The 22,652-nt window shown below is 35.1% G+C and carries 19 protein-coding genes; 7 read left to right on the top strand and 12 right to left on the bottom strand.

What is annotated here, in order from left to right:
* From JGH11_RS10115 to ileS, 9 genes are all read right to left on the bottom strand, one after another.
* The coding region (locus JGH11_RS10115) for a glycosyltransferase family 2 protein (protein WP_201111469.1) at positions 1–770 on the bottom strand (770 nt) is incomplete at its 3' end.
* Positions 767–1,726: a glycosyltransferase gene (locus JGH11_RS10120; protein WP_201111470.1), complete on the bottom strand. Its 960-nt coding sequence runs from the start codon at positions 1,724–1,726 to the stop codon at positions 767–769. The genes JGH11_RS10115 and JGH11_RS10120, both read right to left, overlap by 4 nt.
* Positions 1,723–3,033, bottom strand: coding sequence for a glycosyltransferase (locus JGH11_RS10125; RefSeq protein ID WP_201111471.1), 1,311 nt, complete (start codon positions 3,031–3,033; stop codon positions 1,723–1,725). Before JGH11_RS10125 ends, JGH11_RS10120 begins: the two co-directional genes overlap by 4 nt.
* Before the next feature lie 43 nt (positions 3,034–3,076).
* Positions 3,077–4,042: a glycosyltransferase gene (locus tag JGH11_RS10130; RefSeq protein WP_201111472.1), complete on the bottom strand. Its 966-nt coding sequence runs from the start codon at positions 4,040–4,042 to the stop codon at positions 3,077–3,079.
* Between the two features lie 11 nt (positions 4,043–4,053).
* A complete protein-coding gene (locus JGH11_RS10135; protein ID WP_201111473.1) occupies positions 4,054–5,160 on the bottom strand; it encodes a glycosyltransferase family 4 protein in 1,107 nt (368 codons plus the stop codon).
* A gap of 328 nt (positions 5,161–5,488) precedes the next feature.
* Entirely contained in the window at positions 5,489–6,400 is a 912-nt protein-coding gene (locus JGH11_RS10140) for a DUF4296 domain-containing protein (protein WP_236263953.1), read from the bottom strand.
* A 7-nt stretch (positions 6,401–6,407) separates the two neighbouring features.
* Positions 6,408–7,049, bottom strand: a complete 642-nt coding sequence (locus tag JGH11_RS10145) for a lipoprotein signal peptidase (RefSeq protein ID WP_201111474.1) — start codon at positions 7,047–7,049, stop codon at positions 6,408–6,410.
* Positions 7,050–7,141: 92 nt separating this feature from the next.
* On the bottom strand, positions 7,142–7,522 hold the full coding sequence (locus JGH11_RS10150; RefSeq protein ID WP_201111475.1) for a TraR/DksA C4-type zinc finger protein: 381 nt from the start codon (positions 7,520–7,522) through the stop codon (positions 7,142–7,144).
* 62 nt (positions 7,523–7,584) lie between these two features.
* Complete coding sequence (gene ileS, locus JGH11_RS10155) at positions 7,585–10,998, bottom strand: isoleucine--tRNA ligase (protein WP_201111476.1); 3,414 nt, start codon at positions 10,996–10,998, stop codon at positions 7,585–7,587.
* 451 nt (positions 10,999–11,449) lie between these two features.
* On the opposite strand from ileS, the gene JGH11_RS10160 reads away from it, so the two are divergent.
* The 7 genes from JGH11_RS10160 to JGH11_RS10190 all read left to right on the top strand — a co-directional run bounded on the left by JGH11_RS10160 (position 11,450) and on the right by JGH11_RS10190 (position 18,783).
* Positions 11,450–12,526, top strand: coding sequence for a hypothetical protein (locus JGH11_RS10160; protein WP_201111477.1), 1,077 nt, complete (start codon positions 11,450–11,452; stop codon positions 12,524–12,526).
* Positions 12,527–12,724: 198 nt separating this feature from the next.
* The gene (gene topA, locus JGH11_RS10165) at positions 12,725–15,061 is read left to right on the top strand and encodes a type I DNA topoisomerase (RefSeq protein ID WP_201111478.1); all 2,337 of its coding nucleotides are present in this window, start codon (positions 12,725–12,727) and stop codon (positions 15,059–15,061) included.
* 61 nt (positions 15,062–15,122) lie between these two features.
* On the top strand, positions 15,123–16,502 hold the full coding sequence (locus tag JGH11_RS10170; RefSeq protein ID WP_201111479.1) for a sugar transferase: 1,380 nt from the start codon (positions 15,123–15,125) through the stop codon (positions 16,500–16,502).
* Between the two features lie 14 nt (positions 16,503–16,516).
* A complete protein-coding gene (locus JGH11_RS10175; protein WP_201111480.1) occupies positions 16,517–17,065 on the top strand; it encodes a nitroreductase family protein in 549 nt (182 codons plus the stop codon).
* 83 nt (positions 17,066–17,148) lie between these two features.
* On the top strand, positions 17,149–17,490 hold the full coding sequence (locus tag JGH11_RS10180; RefSeq protein ID WP_201111481.1) for a hypothetical protein: 342 nt from the start codon (positions 17,149–17,151) through the stop codon (positions 17,488–17,490).
* Positions 17,490–18,254 (top strand): Rossmann-like and DUF2520 domain-containing protein, encoded by a 765-nt coding sequence (locus tag JGH11_RS10185; protein WP_201111482.1) that lies wholly within the window; start codon positions 17,490–17,492, stop codon positions 18,252–18,254. The genes JGH11_RS10180 and JGH11_RS10185 overlap by 1 nt, the downstream gene beginning before the upstream one ends.
* A gap of 7 nt (positions 18,255–18,261) precedes the next feature.
* On the top strand, positions 18,262–18,783 hold the full coding sequence (locus tag JGH11_RS10190) for an HAD family hydrolase (RefSeq protein WP_201111483.1): 522 nt from the start codon (positions 18,262–18,264) through the stop codon (positions 18,781–18,783).
* A gap of 62 nt (positions 18,784–18,845) precedes the next feature.
* Here the strand turns inward: JGH11_RS10190 and JGH11_RS10195 are convergent, their stop codons facing one another.
* The 3 genes from JGH11_RS10195 to JGH11_RS10205 are packed head-to-tail and all read right to left on the bottom strand — an operon-like array spanning position 18,846 to position 22,474.
* Positions 18,846–19,943, bottom strand: a complete 1,098-nt coding sequence (locus tag JGH11_RS10195) for an LptF/LptG family permease (RefSeq protein WP_201111484.1) — start codon at positions 19,941–19,943, stop codon at positions 18,846–18,848.
* 43 nt (positions 19,944–19,986) lie between these two features.
* Positions 19,987–21,117, bottom strand: coding sequence for a tRNA guanosine(34) transglycosylase Tgt (gene tgt / locus JGH11_RS10200; protein WP_201111485.1), 1,131 nt, complete (start codon positions 21,115–21,117; stop codon positions 19,987–19,989).
* 13 nt (positions 21,118–21,130) lie between these two features.
* The gene (locus JGH11_RS10205) at positions 21,131–22,474 is read right to left on the bottom strand and encodes a hemolysin family protein (RefSeq protein WP_201111486.1); all 1,344 of its coding nucleotides are present in this window, start codon (positions 22,472–22,474) and stop codon (positions 21,131–21,133) included.
* Between the last annotated feature and the right edge of the window lie 178 nt (positions 22,475–22,652).

The following is a 22,652-nucleotide window of genomic DNA, read 5'->3' on the forward strand; positions in this document are numbered from 1 at the left end:
ATCTTATTTGTTATTGCGTTTTTAAATATTGAAGAATTAATATTTTCTCTCTCATGACTACTTGATCTGTGGTACAAATGATAAACGATTCCACTAAATTTTAAATATTGCTTTCTGACACCTGAAGCAATTAATCTTGCTGAAATTTCATTATCTTCATAGCCCCAGCCTGTCATATCTTCATTGTAACCATTGACGGTAATAAGATCCTTTTTCCAAAAAGCCATATTACAACCTTTGATATAATATGGACTATCCTTCTTATATCTGAAACGAAAATAAGAAGCAAGAAAAACATTTCGAATTGAGTTTTGTTTATTTTTTAATCCTCTGGTCCACAAGTTTATTGATATAGAATCATCCTCAAGGAGGGTTCGAGTAAGTTCTGACGATAACATAATACGGCTCCCTGTTGCAAAACAGTTTTCTTTAGCAAACTTAAGATGGTCCTCGACAAAATGTTTGTTTAAAATAATATCACCATCTATTTGAAGAATATAATCACCTGTTGACTTAACTATTGCTTTATTACGAATTACAGTTAATCTAAATCCTTTATCTTCATGCCAAACGTGCACAATAGGGCAAGGAAACGATTTTCTCATCTCAACTATTAATTCGGTAGTTGATTCTTTAGAGCCATCATCTGCAATAACTACTTCATCCGGCAAAATTGTTTGACAAGTAATACTCTGTAAACACAACCGTAATGCGTCAGGCCAATTATAAGTCGATATTATAATAGATATTCTGGGAATGTTTTTTTTCATAGATATCTACTCTTTTTTATATCTAACCTTGAAAAATTTAAAATTTTATCCAGTTCATAAATAAATATAGAAGATCTACCATAGCCTAGATAACCAGCTACATCTTCTATTATATCGTTCTTCAGTTCTCTAGTTTTGAAATGTTTAAAACTAACTATATATTTCATCAGCCGCCCAACAATAACTTTTTTTTGTATAGGCGTTAAATTTAACACCTCTACCATATCTTCAATCACATATTTACCCTCTATAAACCTTTTTCCCTCTGCCTCTGCCTTAGGTGTTACTTTTTGAGCATGCTGTCTGAAATAGTTCAGTTTTTCATTATATCGTATTACACTTCCCTGAAAACACACCTTATTCCAAAAATACCAATCTCCACAATATTTAAAATCCATAAAACGATCATCAATATAAGTTAATGCTGCTTTTCGAAAAAGAGCCATACTGGCATTATAAATACTATTATTAAATAGCATACGTGCTCTAACAAAGGCTTTACCATCAAATTCACTTACGGAAGATTTTAAACCTTTATTACGATCCCAATCGTCAGGAAGGATATTATTATACTCATCAATAGCATAAGATTCGCTGAAGGCAATATTACAATCTGGATTATCTTCCAATAGAGGTACTAGTTTTTCTAAAAATGAGGTATCAGCATAATCATCACTCTCTGCAATCCATATATATTTGCCCTTTGCAAGGAAAAATCCCTTCTTCCATTGAAGAAAAGTCGATCCTGAATTATACTCGTTAAAAATTATTTGACTTATTTTATTGGAGGATGAGTATTTATCTATAATGGAGCGACTATCATCCGTCGAGCAATCATCTAAGATAATGAGCTCAAAATCCTGAAATAATTGTTCCAAAACGCTATCTATCCGCTGCTTTAAATAAGGTGAATGATTGTAATTAGGTATAATAATACTAACTAACGGCCCTTTCATTTAGATTGAATTATTTTTTGAGTATATGGCAAACCTAATAAATCCTCATAAATATTTAACCTTCTTAAAGCTAATTGATTGGAATTACATCTTCCATCTAGCTTTTTTCTAGCATTTACACATAGATTATAACATAATTTATTATCATTTATCAAAACTAATACAGCTTTGACAAATGACTCATCATCATCTGCTATCAAACAATCTTCTTTATCATCAAGCATTATACCTTCCGCTCCTATGCTGGTAGATATAATTGGTACACCTTTACTTATTGCATCAAGAATTTTAATTCTAACACCGCTTCCAATACGCAGAGGAACTATCATGATAGCTCCAGAAAATTCATTAGATAAGTCTTCGATAAATCCTTTAAATTCTATATTTTCAAATCTGTCTGTATAATATTTTTTAAGTTTAGAATTCCACTGTCCTATAATATGTAATTCCAATTCAGGTCTGACTTTTCGGATATCATCCCAACAATGAAATAAAAACCAATTCACTGCATCCAAATTTGGAGTATGAGTACTACCACCTAAGTAAATAAGTTTATTCTGAAATTCGAATGATTCTGCGAATTTAAATTCATTTACTTCCACTATTGCAGGAGATGTCTCTATTTTAACATCCTTTTTCAACACTTCCGATAACTTTTTTTTGTCTACATCTGTCATCGCAACTACAGCATCATAAGCATTAAGATTCTCTATTTCGTATTTCTTCAAAGAATTAAATAAATAGTTATCAAAAGGTCTGGCATCCTGTAGGAGATTCAGCTCCTGATAAGCTCTAACATATCTTATTTCATGATGTATAAAGACACTCTTTATATTGGAAGGTAAAATATTCACTATATCAATAAGCTCAAAGAAATCAACTTGAATTAAGTCAAATTTATTAGAACGAATTACTTCATCCACAAAATTAATATATCCCTCTTTTAATTCAGATGAGTTAAATTTGAGAATCGAATTAGAACGAATTAAATCTTCTGATCCTTTCTCTTTCAATCTTCGTTGTAACTTGCGATCTACTGAAATCTTAATTCTAGATAGAAATTTATATGATAATGACTTATCACATTCCGGATCTTCCTTTTGGTCTAAATTAAAAAAATAGAATTTTACGTTTCTCCATAATGATTCTATCTCTTTCATTGCATCCTTATCGGAATCAGCAATTGGAATAACAATTGATATATCAACATACATCCGAAGCCTGTCTATCAGCTGAAAAAAACCTTGATTTCCTCCAGAATTTATTGGATAAGGAATACACGGCGTTAATATCAATAAATTTATCATAGTATTTTTTTATTCATTATAACTAGATTATTCATAGCCAATATTATAACGATCGATTCTTCTTTATATTTAATGAAGAAAAATTCAACCGTTTATCTAATTTATAAATATAAATAGAAGAAATACCACATTTAAAATAAGATTGGATATCACTCAAAACTTTCTTTTTTATATCTTTATTCCTAAAAAGTTTTGAAATCACTATGCGTTTCATAAACCACCCTATTACAATCTTACGCTGTATTGATGTCAAACATAACCGTCTGATAAGATCCTCAATTATATATTTAGATTCAATAAAACCGAGACCTTCTAGATCCGCTTTAGAGGTTACTTTTTCCGTATGCTGGCGATAATAGTTCAATTTATCACAACATCTTATTACCTTACCCTCCAAACATAACCTATTCCAGAAATACCAATCTCCACTATATTTATATTTTGTATATTCTGTTCCTATTTTAGTAGAGGCATCTTTACGAAATACTCCCATACTCGTATTGTATATTGTATTGTTAAATAACATCCATGCTTTTACAAAATCTTTACCATCAAAAACTTTTACTTTATACTTTGTTTTATGGCTACGATCCCAATCGTCAGACAAGATATTCCCATTTTCATCTATTAAATTAGAATAGCAATATGCGACACAACTACTGGATGTATTTTCTAGAAGATTAATTAGGGTTTCTAAAAAAACAGGATCAGCGTAATCATCGCTTTCTGCAATCCATATATACCTTCCTCTTGCTAGATGAAAACCTTTCTCCCATTGTAGGAAGGTCGAACCAGAATTTTCTTTATTGACAATTAAATGCGATACTTTTTTTGATTCCGCATATTTCCGAATAATATCAACACTATTGTCAGTCGAACAATCGTCCAGAATAATCAATTCAAAATCCTGAAAAGTTTGATTCAATATACTTTCAATCCTCTGTTGTAAATATTGTGCATGATTATAATTCGGCAGAATTACACTGACCAAAGGTTGTTTATTACTCATATAATATTTACTTATTTATTCAAACTTTTATAGAATAAGGACTCTAATTTATCAACAGAACACTCCCAGTCGTATTGTTTTATTAAAAGATTAGAATGTTTAGCCAACTCGATTCTCTTATGAGAATTATCTATTAAATAACTTATTCTAGTTATTAAATCATCGACACTCTCTGGCTCTACTAATAAAGCATTTTCGCCATCAATCATATAAGATAAATGGGAAGGTATATTAGTACAGACACATGCACATCCGCAAGCCATTGCTTCCATGGGTGGTAATGGCCAACCTTCTGTTATACTCGAAGATACATATATAGCAGATTTATTATATAATGGCACTGTGTCACTACTTCCATAAATATACTTCATCCATCGAGGAAGATTATCTGGCTTCTTTTCGGAACTAAATAAAATTACATCTAAATCTGCATACTTTTCTTTCAAATGGATAAATGCTTCAATAGCATATTTACATGCCTTATATTTTGAACTAGAATATCTTAATATAAGCGTTTGGGGGATCCGATTCTCAATTGGGATAATCAATTTATATATATCCAAATCTATTGCATTAGGAATATATGATATTCTTCCATTTTTTGCATAACAAGAGACAATCTTCTCTAGATATGAAGAGATAACAATATGATTAATGGGTAACTTATATGAATCATGTACATCATTTTCTGATTCTGAGGTCATTATAGTCTCATAAGCTTGAATTAGATTAAATTTAACTCCCTTAGATAAACTCAATCCTGATATGTGATAAGCTATCGCCCACCATGTAGATATACACACGTCTGCGTTACGAATGTAAGTGTCAGAAACATAAGGTATTATTTTACAAATAATATCTTTAGGTAAAGAAAACCATTTAGGACGTTGTCTCCCTTTTATACTCTTTATTAAACATTTACGTTTTAGAGTAAAATCTGATTTATTATATTCTTGCCTATAATTTGTCCTTACGCTACTATATATTGTAATATCATGTCCTCGTGCAGATAACCTTTTAGCATATTCATACATAACCTTCAAACCACCTCCTGCTCTAGACCCAAAATAAGGTAGAACCATATTAATCTTAAGCTTTACTTGTCCTATATTATTCATATCTTTTATTTTACAAGTAATTTAGTATATTGATATATCCTCATTATAAATATTATATTTGATATTCGTGGATATATGAATTAAATCTGAATTATCAATATAATAAGATAGGATATCTTTTTTAAAATCATATATTTCTTGTAACTCAATATCTTTCGGTATAAAAGCCAACAATCCAGAATAGAACTCCGTTTTTTCTATCTCTTTTTCAAATGGAAAACACCGGATAATATGCCCCTCCAAATCCATTTCCACTATGTGATTTTTGAGATAGATATCTGGATATATAAACGTAAAATGTGAATAATATCGTTTCATAAGAGACTGGTTATTCTCTACTCCGTCTCAACATTGATTTTCGTTGTGGTCTATTATTGCCTGGAGTATTCTGTCCTTCTTTTACCCTCATTCCTTCTGCCGAAGAAGATATTTCATTGTTTCTTTCAGATATCGTATCTATCTTTTTCAACGATTCCGGATTATTATTCTGTACGGGATATCCTGCTTCATTATTCATTACTGACAAAGTATCTATATAAGTAATATCATACAGAACAACATTAGTGAATCCACCTCGCACCTTATTTGCAACATGAACATATCCTGTTATACTTTTCAATAAACTATCAGCCAATTGAGGTTTAGAGAAAGTATAGATGGAATTTTGATCTATTGGCACAATCCTCTTCACTAAAGTATCTTTGTATGTAAAGAAAACGGCGGCCTCCGCATCTAATAAATCATTTAACCCGTGCACATTGAATTTGAAGCTGAAACGAGGATAGTCTATTGTCATCAACCTAGTTGAATCTATATTAAATACCAATGTAGGAGAAGAATTAGTCAAGTTATAAAATGGAGGAATAATTAAGTTTGAGAAATCTCGCCCTTGAGCTAAAGCTGACTTAGCATCCATTGCCCTCGTATTACTTGCTCTCAACCGCGAAGCTACTGAATCGTTAATAGCCATATAATATTCAATATTGTCTGAATACCAAAGGAGAGAAGAATCTAGATCTGCTTGGCTAATTTTATATTTATGAAGTACGCCTGCGATGAGTGCATCTTTCTTTTCATCGGTATTAAAATTTGGATCAGAACGATAAATTGCCTGAGCCAATTGTATATCATATAACACATCCATCATTTTATCTTCAGGTAACACATACCTTGGCCTTCTTCCACAAGAGTAGAAAAGAATAACAATAAAAATGACAAGATAAATTACTGAACGTTGCATAATCAGGCTAATCTTTTTTCTCCAAAGATACTGATAATGTCTTGCGATAGAAAATAAGAAGGAGAAAAATACCTACTGTAATCGCCGAATCTGCTATATTAAATATTGGACTAAAGAAAACAAAATTCTCTCCCCCCCACACAGGAAACCAAGTAGGGAAAGTTCCGTTTATAAGGGGAAAGTAAAGCATATCAACAACTTTACCATGCAACCAACTTGAATACCCCTCACCCAAAGAAACGAGCGAAGCTACATGCCCTTGATAGCTAGCTGAGAAAATTTCTCCATAAAAAATACTATCGATAATATTACCAAATGCCCCCGCAAGAATAAGTGCAATACAAGCAATATATCCTTTCGAATACTTCTTCTTTACTAAAGTATATAAATAATAGCCAATAAAGAATATAGCTACAATGCGAAACAGTGAAAGGAAAAGTTTACCATACGCTTTAGACTCTCCGCTACCCAACTCCATACCGAAAGCCATTCCGGGGTTTTCTACAAAATAGATTTTAAACCAGCTGAAAATCTCAATGCTTTCATATAAAGACATGTTCGTTTTCACCCATATCTTCGATGCTTGATCTACTATAATGACTAATACTATGACAAGTATCGCAATCAGCCCCCTATTCTTATTATCCATAAATGATCACTTATCCCGTAAAGAAAACGAAGAAAAAACAGAAGTCTGCACATCTATTTTTCCTCCATTTCCATAGTTATTTATTTTATTTATTATTTTACTCCGCTATTTTTAGCTTCGATGCTCAAAGTAGCATGAGGTACCGCACGAAGGCGCTCTTTCGGTATCAATTTACCAGTCTCACGGCAAATACCATAAGTCTTATTTTCGATACGAATAAGAGCCGATTGTAAGTTCTGAATAAACTTCATCTGGCGCTGAGCTAAGCGACCCGCTTCCTCTTTCGACAGAGTAGATGCTCCCTCTTCCAACACCTTAAACGTAGGCGATGTATCAGTCACATCATTACCGTCAGTATTAGTAATGGCGGCTCTAAGCTCATCATATTCTTTTTTAGCCTTTTCCAGTTTTTCTAGAATAATATCGCGGAACTCTTTTAATTCCTCATCCGTGTATCTCGTCTTTTCTGCCATAACTTTACTTTTTAAAAGTTAAACATCCTGTTTTAGTTTTATTTTTACTAAAGATAATTATTTTATCTAATTTTCTCTACAGATACCTGCAAAATAAAGTCGTCCATATCTATTTCTTGTCCATTTGCTACATCGGACAACTCTATATTATCGGCCAACACCTGTGAGGCCATATATTCCTTGTATTCTGAAATAGCAGCTCTTACTTGTTCCAAATCAGATATTCTTACGTTAATCCTGTCAGTAATATCAAAACCACTTGATTTACGTATATTTTGTATCCGGTTAACCAGTTCGCGTGCAATACCTTCTTTTCGCAAATCATCAGTAATAGTTACATCAAGAGCTACAGTCAATTTACCGGCATTTGCAACCAGCCATCCGGGTATATCTTCCGATATTATTTCAGCGTCAGCCCGTTCTATAGTCGCTTCTTGCCCATCTATATTGAATGTATAACTTCCATCTTTTTCGAAGAGAGCTATCGCATCCTGAGGCATATTCTGAACCTCAACGGCTAGCTGTTTCATTATTTTTCCGTAACGAGGTCCTAGCTTTTTAAAATCTGGTTTCACTTTTTTCACAAAAATACCATCCGAACCATTTACGTATTTTAATTCTTTTACATTCACTTCGCTAAGTATCAACTCACGAACTGCATCTATATCTGCCTCCTGCTTCTCATTAAGAATAGGAATCATTATTTGCATAAGCGGTTGGCGTACTTTCACACTTTCTTTACGACGTAAAGCTAATACTGCCGAAGATATGTCCTGAGCTATTTGCATACGTTCCTCCAGACTCTTATCTACTACAGAAGACTCATAAGCTGGAAAATTCGCTAGATGCACAGAAGATTCCTGACCTCGTCCTGTTACTCCAACCAAATCACAGTATAACTTATCTGCATAAAATGGAGATATAGGAGACATCAGCTTAGCTACTGTTTCGAGACAAGTATAAAGAGTCTGATAAGCTGATAATTTATCTTTGGTCATCTCTCCTCCCCAAAAACGTTTTCTATTGAGACGTACATACCAATTACTCAAGTTATCATTAACAAAATCAGATATCGCACGTCCGGCTTTTGTAGGCTCATATGCTTCATAATATTCATCCACATCTTTTACCAGTGTATTGAGCAATGATATTATCCAACGATCAATCTCTGGTCTTTCAAACACAGGAATCACGTCTTCCTTAAACGTGAAGTTATCAACATTGGCATATAATGCAAAGAATGAGTATGTATTATACAATGTACCGAAGAACTTACGACGAACTTCTTCAACTCCGTCTATATCGAACTTCAGGTTGTCCCAAGGCGAAGCATTAGTTATCATATACCAACGCAAAGGGTCTGAACCATATTTTTCGATTGTAGAAAACGGATCGACTGCATTACCCAAACGTTTCGACATTTTCATTCCATTCTTATCCAACACCAATCCGTTGGATATAACATTCTTGAATGATATATTGTCTTTAAACATTGTAGATATAGCATGCAATGTAAAGAACCATCCCCGAGTCTGATCAACACCTTCTGCGATAAAATCGGCAGGATAAACCTTGCTGAATTCTTCTTCACTGATATTGGGATAGAATACCTGAGCAAAAGGCATCGCCCCTGAGTCGAACCAAACATCGATAAGATCGGTTTCGCGTTTCATCGGTTGGCCCGAATCCGAAACCAAAACAATATTATCCACATATGGACGATGTAAATCGATCTTCTCATAATTTGCCTTATCGAGATTACCTTCTTCAAAACCCTTCCAAGGTATTTCAGCCATAAATCCGGCATCTATAGCTTTTTGCATTTCGGCATATAGCTCTTTAACAGAACCTATACATTTTTCCTCTTTACCATCTTCGGTACGCCATATTGGAAGCGGTGTGCCCCAATAACGACTGCGGCTAAGATTCCAGTCTTGCAGGTTTTCGAGCCATTTACCAAAACGCCCCGAACCGGTAGATTCTGGTTTCCAATTGATTGTTTTATTCAGTTCGATCAAACGTTCTCGGCTGGCAGTAGTACGTATAAACCAACTATCCAATGGATAATATAATACAGGTTTATCAGTCCGCCAACAATGCGGATAGTTATGCACATGACGTTCTATCTTAAAGGCTTGATTGGCTAGTTTAAGCATAACGCTCAAATCGATATCCAATGTGTTGGCATCGGCAGGTAGAGTGTCGTCATATTCATTTTTCACATAACGCCCTGCATATTCTTTATATAGATCTACATTTACACTAGTCTTTACAAATTCCGGATCTATATCTTCCAATCGGAAATATTTACCCGTAAGATCTACCATCGGACGCTGATTGCCATCTTTATCCAACAGCAACAGAGCAGGTACATTATTTGCTTTAGCCACTCTGGCGTCATCTGCACCAAATGTAGGGGCAATATGGACTATACCTGTACCGTCTTCGGTCGTAACAAAATCTCCGACAAGTACCTTGAAGGCATTCTCGCCAGGGTTCATCCACGGTATAAGTTGCTCATACTGCATCTCTGCCAATTCCCGACCTTTCCACTCTCCTACAATTCTGTAAGGGATTAGCTTATCTCCTTGCTTATAGTCCTCAAGAGCGATATCTTTAGCCTTTTCATTGAACATGCTATAAAGAAGCGATTTTGCCATCACGGCCGTCATCTTATTTCCCGAATAAGGATTATAAGTTTGTACGGCAACATATGTAATCTCAGGGCCTACAGCCAAGGCTGTATTCGATGGTAATGTCCAAGGGGTTGTCGTCCAAGCCAAGAAATAAGCATCTCCAAACTGAGACATTTCGGTCTTAGGCATTTTTATCTTAAACTGAGCTACACAGGTCGTATCTTTTACATCACGATATGCCCCAGGTTGATTTAGTTCGTGTGTACTAAGTCCTGTTCCGGCAGCAGGCGAGTAAGGCTGAATAGTGTATCCTTTATATAGATATCCTTTTTTGTATAATTCCTTCAACAAAAACCAGAGTGTTTCTATATAACGGCTATCGTAAGTGATATACGGATCGTTCATATCTACCCAATATCCCATGATACGAGTTAAATTTTCCCATTCTCCGGTATACTTCATCACTTCCTTACGGCAAGCGTCGTTATATTCCTGTACCGATATTTTTTTACCAATATCTTCTTTGGTTATACCTAATTTCTTTTCAACAGCGAGCTCTACAGGTAAGCCATGAGTATCCCAGCCTGCTTTGCGATTCACAAGGAAACCTTTCATCGTCTTATAACGACAAAAGATATCTTTTACGGCTCTTGCCATCACATGGTGAATACCCGGCATTCCATTTGCAGACGGCGGTCCTTCATAAAAAACAAAAGATGGAGCTCCGGTGCGCATATCCAGACTTTGTTGAAATATGTTCTCTTTATCCCATTTTTCCAATATTTCTTTATTGATATCGGATAAGTTAAACTTATTATATTCAGAAAACTGCTTACTCATAGTGTGTATTTAAACTTCCTTAAAAAATTGAGGGCAAAGATAGTAAAAAGTTACAAGTTGACAGACACTAATCACAAGTTATTTAGAAGATAAGTTAAAGGTTATATATACAATCTGTTCTATCCCCATTCCCCGTTAAGATCCGTTTCCATATTTTCATTATAATTATAAACTTGTAGTACATTTAAGTAATACAAATAAGTAATACAAACTTTTAAGTTGTATCACTTATAAACACTACGGAAAGATATTTATCCTACAAAGAAAAGACATCATAACCCTCATGGCTAAATAAAGAAACCTCAAACACGACAAAACTTCCAATATGTTTTTAATTCACCTATTTAATATTACCAATTGTTACTATTATGACTAGAATATAAATTTCATTACATATAATTTATTTTTATCTTTGATTTTTGATTATACAACTTAAAACACACAATAGGGTATGCAAGAGTCATTCAAAAATAGAGTATCCAAGTTCTGGAAGTCTTTTCTGGAAGAAGAATATCAAATTAGAGAAATGATGGATAATAACGCTGATGGTCAAACTCTCATTAGCTTCGTGGATAATATACTGCAAATAGCCTTCTCTAAAGTATATTTTGAGATGGGTAAAAACAGTGAAGGTAAATATGAATTAATCCTTACACCCGAAGGAGATAGATGCAGACTGATGCAAATTTATTATTGGAACCAATATGCACCCCAAAGCCTATCCGAAACATGGAATTTTTATTCAACAAAGCCGGCTCATGCTGATCCTGATTCAACAATGGAGATGTATGGGACAAAGATCGATAAGAGTGACATTGTTATATATCCGGAAACAGACAATCAGCGAAGTAAAATAAACATTGAGGTATATAGCCCTAAACTAATGCAATTGGAAGAGAAGCAACGCTACTCTATGTTTTTTATATATCTCGATCAGTTCATTAGTGAGCTATACACAATGGAATATGTAGGATATATCAATTTTATTGAAAGCCAAAAAGAAAAAGGGTCAACTAATATAACAGACCTTAAAACCATTATAGATAAAAGAATAGAAGAAAACAGCTGGCCTAAATTCGAGAATCCAACCCAAATATATAGTGGATACAGAATAGAACCTTCACAAGAAAAGGAATGGACTTTACGCGAAGACGTTTTTTCGGGATACACTTCATGTACAGCACTCATAAATGATTATTATCAAGGACACAGAAACCACTTTGATGAAGCCAAAGAAAACGGAGTTATTTTTGGTTTCCTATTCTTCGAGAATATAAATATTCCACGTGAAGAAGTGGTTAATTTCAGAAGTGAAATCGAAGACAAAATAATTAGTGAGATAAACTACAATGGTATAGCAAACAGTTTAGGCGGAGCAACAGGGTTTCATTTTTCATACATTGATTTAATAATCTATGATTTTGAAGCTTTCATTCCTATAGCAAAAAACATTCTTTCATTTTACAATTTTGAAGAAGTCGGATTTTCTTATTTTGCAGCAGATATTAAACCTATTTTTTTCGATTGAGTCAAAGATCTGTCAAAATTATCGAACCTTATTTATGTTAAAATGAATAGAAACATAATAATAAACTCTATTGTTCATTTTTTTTTTATTCTGCTATTTAAAACAAAATCATTACTTTTGCGGTTCAATAGTATAAACAATGCATTTTAATGAGTCCAATGTAGGACTCATCATAATATAATACAAGACAAGCCTTATATGCAAAAAAATTTAGTGATAGTCGAATCTCCAGCTAAAGCCAAAACCATAGAAAAATTTCTTGGTAAAGATTTTAAAGTTATGTCTAGTTACGGACATATTAGAGATTTAAAAAAGAAAGATCTCGGGATAGATCTTGAGAACGACTACACCCCCATATATGAAGTGCCCAGCGACAAGAAGAAGGTAGTGGACGAATTAAAGAAAGCTGCCAAGGATGCTGACATTGTGTGGCTCGCTTCCGATGAGGATCGGGAAGGGGAAGCCATATCATGGCACTTATTTAAAACGCTGAAGCTTGATGAAAAAAAAACCAGAAGAATCGCTTTCCACGAAATAACAAAGGACGCGATTCTTCATGCTATAGAGAATCCCCGGCCAATAGATATAAATCTGGTTGATGCCCAACAAGCCCGCCGTGTCCTTGACCGCATAGTAGGTTTCGAATTATCACCCGTACTTTGGCGTAAAGTAAAGCCGGCACTATCTGCCGGACGTGTGCAGTCTGTAGCTGTAAGACTCATAGTTGAACGCGAGCGTGAAGTACAAGCATTTAAAGCCGAAGCATCGTATCGTGTAACTGCTATATTTACAAAAAAAGAGAATGGAGTAGAAACCGAAATAAAGACAGAGCTCAATAAACGGTTAAAGACAAAGAAAGAAGCTTTAGAATTTCTTGAAAAATTAAAAGATGCTTCGTTTAAAGTAGAGGATGTGGAAACCAAGCCGATAAAAAAATCTCCGGCAGCGCCTTTCACTACTTCAACACTTCAACAAGAAGCATCTCGCAAGTTAGGTTTTCCTGTATCTATGACTATGATGGTAGCGCAAAAGCTATACGAATCGGGAAAAATCACATATATGCGTACCGACTCTGTTAACCTATCGGGCTTAGCGATCAATACTGCAAAGAGTGAAATAGAATCGGCATACGGTAAGCAATATTCTAAGGTTCGTCAATTTTCGACTAAAAGCAAAGGTGCACAAGAAGCACATGAGGCCATTCGCCCAACTTATATGTCAGAAAGTACTGTTGCAGGCACAGCCCAAGAAAAGAAACTATATGACCTTATATGGAAGAGAACAATAGCATCACAAATGGCTGATGCCGAACTGGAGAAGACAACCATCACAATAGGTATTTCAAACAATAACGATCTCAAATTTGCGGCTGTAGGAGAAGTCATTAAATTTGATGGATTCTTACATGTATATCTAGAAGGAACTGATGATGAAAATATGGACAGCGAAACAAGTCTTCTTCCATCAGTAAAACCTTTGGAGCCTATGGATATGAAAGAAACAACGGCTACCGAACGATTTACCCAACGACCAAGCCGTTATAGCGAGGCTGCCCTTGTTCGTAAACTTGAAGAGTTGGGCATAGGACGTCCATCAACATATGCACCGACGATTTCTACAATTCAGAATCGAGAATACATCGAAAAGTCTAATATAGAAGGAACTGAGCGTCAATACAATGTACTGACACTAAAAAAGGATAAAATTTCAGACTCTCAAAAGACCGAAATAACCGGAACCGACAAGGGAAAACTAATACCAACTGATACAGGTATAGTTGTCAATGATTTTCTTACAGAGTATTTCCCCGGCATTCTTGACTATAATTTTACAGCTAATGTCGAAAAAGAGTTTGACCATGTAGCAGAAGGAGAAGAGAACTGGACTCAATTGATTGACAAATTCTATAAAGTATTCCATCCTGTAGTAGAGTCTGCTACCAATATGCAAACCGATCATAAAATAGGAGAACGCATATTAGGCCTCGATCCTAAATCTGGTCGTCAGGTATCGGTAAAAATAGGCCGCTTTGGACCAATGGTACAAATTGGTGTTCAAGAAGACGAGGATAAACCTCAGTTTGCCAGTTTGCAGAAAAGTCAGTCCATAACAACTATTACGCTTGAAGAAGCTCTTAAACTATTTGAATTACCTCGAACAATCGGTGAATTTGAAAATAAAGTAGTAAGTGTAAGTACAGGTCGTTTCGGGCCTTATATAAAACATGATGGAAAGTTTATTTCTTTACCGAAAACTTATGATCCCTATAGTATAGATATCGAAGATGCAATTCCTTTAATTACTGAAAAAAGGAAAAAAGATGCAGAAAAGGTTATAAAAACATTTACAGAAGATACAGAACTACAGTTACTAAACGGACGGTACGGCCCCTATATCGCATACAAGAAAAACAACTATAAAATACCAAAAGGAACGTCTCCTGACAGTATTAATTTTGAAGCCGCGATGAAGATAGTCAACGAAACTGACAGTAAGCCTGCCTCCAAAACTAAAAGTAAGACTAAGAAAAAGTAAGTGCTAAATTTCACATACACATTCCGCTAGTCATTCTATTTTAGTCATATTATTTTACTAAATGAATAAAATATTAGAGAGAATATTCGGCTACAAAGGTTTTAGAATTCTAATTCCATTGTTAGATTTAGGCATCATTTATGCATCATATATGTTGTCTTTCTATATATTTAAAGACTCACTTGATAACTTTACAATCAACTACAATGCTTTCTGGTCAAGTTTGCCTTTTATTATTTTCAGTTACATCATATTAAGCCATACTTTTGAATTAGATAAGCCAAAAGATTTTACATTCTTCGGTGTTGGTTATACCGTTGCCCTTGCTTTAGGTTCCCTTCTGTTTATTACAATGGGTATCAGTTTTTTTATAAGGGAATTTGCTTTCCCCCGAAGTATACTATTATCCAGTACCCTTATCCAAATTGTACTCATAACCCTCTGGCATTTATTTGCCAGCCGAATGTATTTTAGAGTAAACAAAGGCAAATCAGTACTGGTAATTGGTTACGATAAAGCTCAGGCTTTAGCCTATAAATTACTTGAATCGAGAGGTATGTGGTCGCATATAAAACATGTATGCGCACCTGACTACACAAAAGTTTTCGACTTCATAGACGAATGTGATGTTACTTTCTTGACAGAAGATGTGGAAGAAACCTTGAAACAAGAAATCATACTTTATTGCGTAGAAAAAGATCGCACGGTTCTATATCAACCCAAAAGTTCAGAAATATTACAATTCAATGCAAACTTCCTGCAAATAGATGACTCTCCCGTATTAGATGTTAGAGAGTTAGGTCTATCGCAAGGAAGTGAAACGATAAAGAGGATAATAGATGTTGTTCTAAGTTCTATAGCTTTAGTGATATTTTTCATTCCTTTTGTATGTGTGTATCTTATTCTTAAAATTGGAGGAGGGAGCGCATTTTATGTACAAGAAAGAATTACTCGGGACAATAGAATATTTAAGATATATAAATTCCGGACAATGGTCGAAAATGCTGAAGCCATATCCGGGCCTGTTTTAGCTCAAGAAACAGATAAACGTATCACCAAACTGGGACACATACTTCGAGCAACTCGCCTCGACGAAATACCTCAGATATTCAATATACTGATAGGTGATATGAGCATTGTAGGACCTCGCCCCGAACGCCCGTTCTTTGTAGAACAATTCAGTGAAGAAATGCCGGAATATAAACTTCGCCATCGGGTAAAAGCCGGATTAACCGGTTTAGCTCAAGTACAAGGAAAATATAATACATCGGCAAGGGATAAATTAAAATACGATCTCTTATATATCAACGGATACTCCTTAGCTCTGGATATAAAACTTATTATGCAAACTCTAAATATATTGCTTCGGAAGAATAGTACAGAGGGAGTTAAAAGCGTGGAGGAACTAGGTGAAGAAATTGAACGTTTAACAAGACGCTAAAAGATAAAAAAGCAATGACTGATTTTCAACAATTAATAATAAACCGTCGCAGTATTCGAAAGTTTACAGAAGAAAAGCTAACTCCGGACCAAGTAGAAAAAATAATGAAGGCCGCACTTTTGTCTCCTGCATCTAAGAGTGCCAATCCTTGGCAATTTGTGCTTGTAGAAGATAAAGAGATGCTTGAAAAGCTTTCTCTCTGTAAAAAAGGAAGTAGTAAATTAATTGCCGGTTGCGCCCTAGCAATAGTTGTATTGGCTAATCCATTGACTAGCGATGTATGGATAGAAGATACTTCAATAGCCTCTATCATAATGCAATTACAAGCCGAAGATTTAGGACTAGGTAGCTGTTGGGTACAAGTCAGAGAAAGATTTACCGAAGGAGACACACCTTCTGATGAATACGTACGAGAACTGTTAGATGTTCCTATGCAAATGCAGGTCTTGTCTATAATTGCTATCGGGCATAAAGCACAAGAAAAAGCTCCACATGATGAAGATAAACTTCAATGGGAGAAAATACATATTGGAAAATTTAATATAGATCAACTAACTGATTAAAATTACCGAACGATCTATTATAAAGTATAATACTATATTTACCTTATAATTATAAAATATATCATTCTATTTTGATCTAAAATATGGCTACCAGTTCAAACAAAACATCAAACGACCGTTTATCGTACGGAATCACTATTCTTGTATTCGGTATAGTATTCCTTTTAGACAAATTAGGTATTCTGTCTCATATACCATATGCTAAGAATCTAATTAGTATAGGAGCTTTCTTTTTAATGGCAGGTATTGTATTTCTTATCACGCAACCTAAAAAGATACTGGGATGGATATTTCTAGGTGTCGGTATTTTACTAAACGCTGACTTCTTTTTTAGTTGGATGAGTAATTATTCAAATTTGATAGTACCTCTGGGACTCATCATTGCTGGTGTAGCCATGGTGCTAACTTCTAAAAAGAAAAACTAATGAAAATTGTATTTATAGGAGCCGGAAATGTGGCTGTTCATCTAGCTACCGAGCTTTATAAATATGGTTTTAATATCATACAAGTATATAGTCGGAGCTTTGAATCAGCAACTTGGTTGGCTAATCAAGTAGAAGCCCAACCAGTAACAAATATAGAGGATATAGTTTCTGATGCTGATATCTATATTTTCTGCCTGAAAGATTCGGTACTTGAAGATATTATATCACAACTCCATCCAAATAAAGGCCTATGGATACACACATCAGGCAGTATCCCTATGTCTGTTTTTGAAAAATATAATGCTGCTTATGGTGTAATATATCCATTTCAGACCTTCAGCAAAAACAGGGTACTGGACTGGAAAACTACCCCTATCTTTATAGAAGCATCGGACAATAAGAGTCTACAAACATTGGATTCCATCTCTAAACAACTATCAGATAAAGTCTCTATCTTGTCATCAACAGACAGACGATATATTCATCTCACCGGGGTATTTGCCTGTAATTTCACAAACCATATGTACTCTTTGGCAGAGCATTTTTTAAAGAAAATAGACCTACCCTTCAATGTAGCCCTACCTCTCATTGATGAGACTGCATCGAAAGTTCATGAATTGACACCAGATGAAGCTCAAACTGGTCCAGCAGTAAGATTTGATGAGAATATAATTAACAAACATCTGGAAATGATAGAAGACGACAGAATAAAAGAAATATATAAGCTGATTAGCGAAAATATACATAATACTAAAACGAATTGATGATATCATGAGTACTATTAATTATGATCTAAGCAAGATTAAAGCATTTATATTTGATGTTGATGGAGTTCTATCTCCCGATTCTATACCCCTATCACCTGAGGGTGAGCCGATGCGCATGGTAAACATTAAAGACGGGTATGCGATCAATCTTGCAGTGCGTAATGGTTATGGCATAGCAATCATTACAGGAGGCGATACAGAAGCTGTACGTCTTCGTTTCTCTCGCTTGGGTATAAAAGATATATATATGAAGTCCAAAATCAAAATACACGACTTCAATGACTATGTACAGCGGACAGGTTACAAACCTGAAGAAATTATATATGCAGGTGATGACTTGCCTGATTATCATGTAATGCAATCGGTAGGCCTATCTGTAGCTCCGGCCGATGCTGCTAACGAAATAAAAAGTATTGCAAAATATATTTCCCACTACAAAGGCGGAATGGGTGTTGCCCGTGATATTATCGAACAGGTAATGAAAGTACAGGGCAAATGGATGACCGATGAGGCTTTTGGCTGGTAAAAAACAAAAAAGAGAATCTTATAAGATTCTCTTTTTTTATATCATATCTCTCATATATCCATTTAGTTAGGAGCTTTAGAATATAAGTATGCAGCAATAAATATAAATACAATATTCGGTATCCAAACAGCCAGCATAGGCGACATAGTACCAGTTACGGCAAACGAAGAACTTACTGTTTGGAATAAAATATACGACACACTAAGTCCCAATCCAATTCCAATATTAAGCCCCATCCCCCCCTTCACTTTACGTGCCGAAAGAGAAGCTCCAATAATAGTCAGGATAAATGCCGAAAATACAGAAGCAAAACGCTTATGGAATTCTATTTCGAATTGAGTAATACTCACCCCCCCTACATTAGCTAATCCTTTAGCTTTTTGCCGCTGAATATACTCATATAATTTAGGAGTTGTCATTTGCTCAAAATCGTTTACAGAAACAAGAAAATCGCTAGGTATAACATTGATTGTCGTATCCATTTTTGTACCCGAACTTATAACCTCTTTCATACCTTCAAATTCTCTGATCGAGTAATTATTCAACACCCAATGATAAGCACTGTCGTATTGAATACGCGATGCTATCAGACGAGATTTTAGTTCTTTATCCTCAAACTTATCAAGAGACAGGTTATATCCTTCTTTAGTCTTATTATCGAATCGATCTATATAAAGTATAACACCTTGATCAACCTGCATTTGAATACCTGTAGCATAATCGACACTCTTATCTTTGATATACTTGTTCTGAAAATTGATACGGGTTTCATTAGCCGGAGGTATAATAAAGCTACTCAGTATAAAAGAAAAGGCTGCAATTACTCCCGCCGATATCATATAAGGCTTCATCAGCCTTTTAAAGCTCATACCATTAGAAAGCATGGCTATGATCTCTGAATTATCGGCCAGTTTGGATGTAAAGAATATAACTGCAATAAAGACAAATAGAGCACTGAACAGATTTACATAATAAGGTACAAAGTTGAAGTAATAGTCGAAAACAATAGCCTTTAGAGGCGCATTGTTTGTAAGGAATTTATCTAGCCGCTCGTTTATATCAAATACAACAGCTATAGATATAATAAGAATTATTGAGAATATGTATGTTCCCAAGAATTTTTTGATTATATACTTGTCGAGTATCGATAATACCTTCATTATTACTTACTAATCTCAGCTATATTGATTTAATAATGTCAAATTAAATTCTCCGGGAGACATTTTCTACCATTGCTTTTTTCCACAACGAGAAATCACCCTCTATAATATGTTTTCGAGCCTCTTTTACCAACCATAGATAGAATGCCAAATTATGAATAGACGCAATCTGTAAGCCTAGTATCTCGTTAGTTATAAAGAGATGACGAAGATATGCTTTTGAATATAAAGTATCAACAAATGAAGCTCCATTTTCTTCGATTGGAGAAAAATCATTTGCCCATTTCTTATTACGCATATTCATTATACCATCTTTGGTGAAAATTTGCCCGTTACGTCCATTGCGTGTTGGCATAATGCAATCAAACATATCCACACCTCTTTCTATACTCTCTAATATATTAGCGGGCGTACCTACTCCCATAAGATAACGAGGTTTATCCTGCGGCAATATTTCGTTCACAACCTCTATCATTTCATACATTTTCTCGGTAGGTTCTCCTACGGCCAAACCGCCAATCGCATTTCCGTCTGCTCCTTTAGCTGCTATATTTTCAGCAGCCCGACGACGCAAATCAGGATATACGCAACCTTGTACTATCGGGAAGAGAGCTTGCTTGTATCCATATTGGCACTCTGTACCATTAAATTGCCGAAAACATCTATCCAACCATCTTTCAGTCAGATCGAGCGATTTTTTTGCATACGAATAATCTGCATCACCCGGAGTACATTCGTCAAAGGCCATAATAATATCGGCACCTATGATTCGCTGTATATCCATCACATATTCGGGTGTAAAAATATGTTTTGACCCATCGATATGTGAACGGAAAATAGCTCCTTCTTCTGTCAGCTTTCTATTTTCGGCTAAGGAAAATACCTGAAAGCCACCGCTATCAGTTAGAATAGGCTTATTCCAGCTATTAAATTTATGCAGACCGCCTGCTTGTTGAAGAATATCTAATCCCGGACGTAAATATAAATGATATGTATTACCCAAAATTATCTGAGCCTCTATATCCTTTTCCAATTCAGTCATATGAACGGCTTTCACAGCCCCTTGTGTACCCACAGGCATAAAGATAGGTGTTTCTATCTGTCCGTGATCAGTTGTAATAAGTCCTGCCCTAGCCTTGGATTGGCCGTCAGTATATTGTAGTTCAAAATTCATTGTACTGTTTTAATCAGATTTGATTCGTTTTCGGTTGTACATCCTCTTCTGCTTCATTACTAATCAGGTCTTTTACCTGAACAACCACGATGGATGTTTTATTCTTCTTAATCACCGTAAACTGATAATCTTCGGCTTCCAACTTATCATGAGTATTCGGAATACGTCCGAACTTATCAATAAGATATCCGGCAAGGGTATCGTATTGTTTATCTTTATCTATAGGATGAGGCAGCTCATCATTAATATCGGAAATAGCCGCTGTGGCAATTACCGAGTAAACATTTTCACCCGTTTGCTCTACGAATGGTATCTCATTATCATACTCATCCTGAATTTCACCGACAAGTTCTTCCAGTATGTCCTCCATTGTTATAACACCTTCTACTCCACCATATTCGTTCAACACCATCGCTATTTGCTGGTGTTTTACCTGAAACTCTTTCAATAACTGCCCAATACGTTTAGTTTCGGGAGTAAAAGATACAGGGCGTACAATAGAACGGATATTAACCGTACCGGTGCTTATACGCATCTTTTTAAGAATATCTTTAAGATGAACAACTCCAATAACATTATCAATACTGTCTTCGTAACAAGGAATACGCGAATAGCCCTCTTCAATTACGAATTCAAGAGTTTTGTCATCATAATCATTCACATCTATAGCAACTACCTGCGTTCTCGGAACCATAACCTGCCGCGCTGTACGCTCCGAAAAATCAAATGCATTTTGTATAATGTCGAATTCGGTACTGTCTACCCTACCGCTTTCCATAGCTTGATCTACCAGATAGCGTAACTCATCGCTACTATACACTTCCTGCTCAGAGACAGCATGTAAGCCAACTGCTTTAATAACAAAATTAGCTATACCATTCAGTATCCAAATAAACGGACGACAAATCCAATAAAAAGCATGGAGAGGATACGCCACAGCCAAAGTAGTCTGCTCTGAACGCTGAATAGCAAGTGATTTAGGTGCTAATTCACCTAATACAATATGAAGAATAGTTATAATAACGAACGCAATAGGCAAAGCTATGCTATGAGCCAATTCAGGGCTTATAGCAACACCAAACAGGGCCATAAGCTCTATAATAATTTTAGAAACAATTGGTTCTCCAATCCACCCCAGTCCCAAACTGGCAATAGTGATTCCAAACTGAGTAGCTGCCAGATAAGCATCGAGATGATTTACAATATGCTTCGAAAGGATTGCAGTCCGACTGCCAGCCTGAGCCTTTAATTCTAATTGTGATGATCTGACTTTAACAATAGCGAACTCTGCCGCAACAAAAAAACCATTAAGAAATACCAATAAAAGAGTAACAAGTATCGATATGAAAATGCCCATATTTTAGTATGAATGATAATAATGCAAAGATAATATAATTGTCTATTCCTTTAACAAAAAAGAGATTAAACAATCAAATAAACAGATGAAATCGCTTTTTTTGAGATTGATATATGTTATTTCAATATATTCAATCCACAACAAAAAACTAATACTATATACTACAAATCAATAGATT

The organism is Dysgonomonas sp. Marseille-P4677 (assembly GCF_016652235.1).
Lineage (GTDB): Bacteria > Bacteroidota > Bacteroidia > Bacteroidales > Dysgonomonadaceae > Dysgonomonas.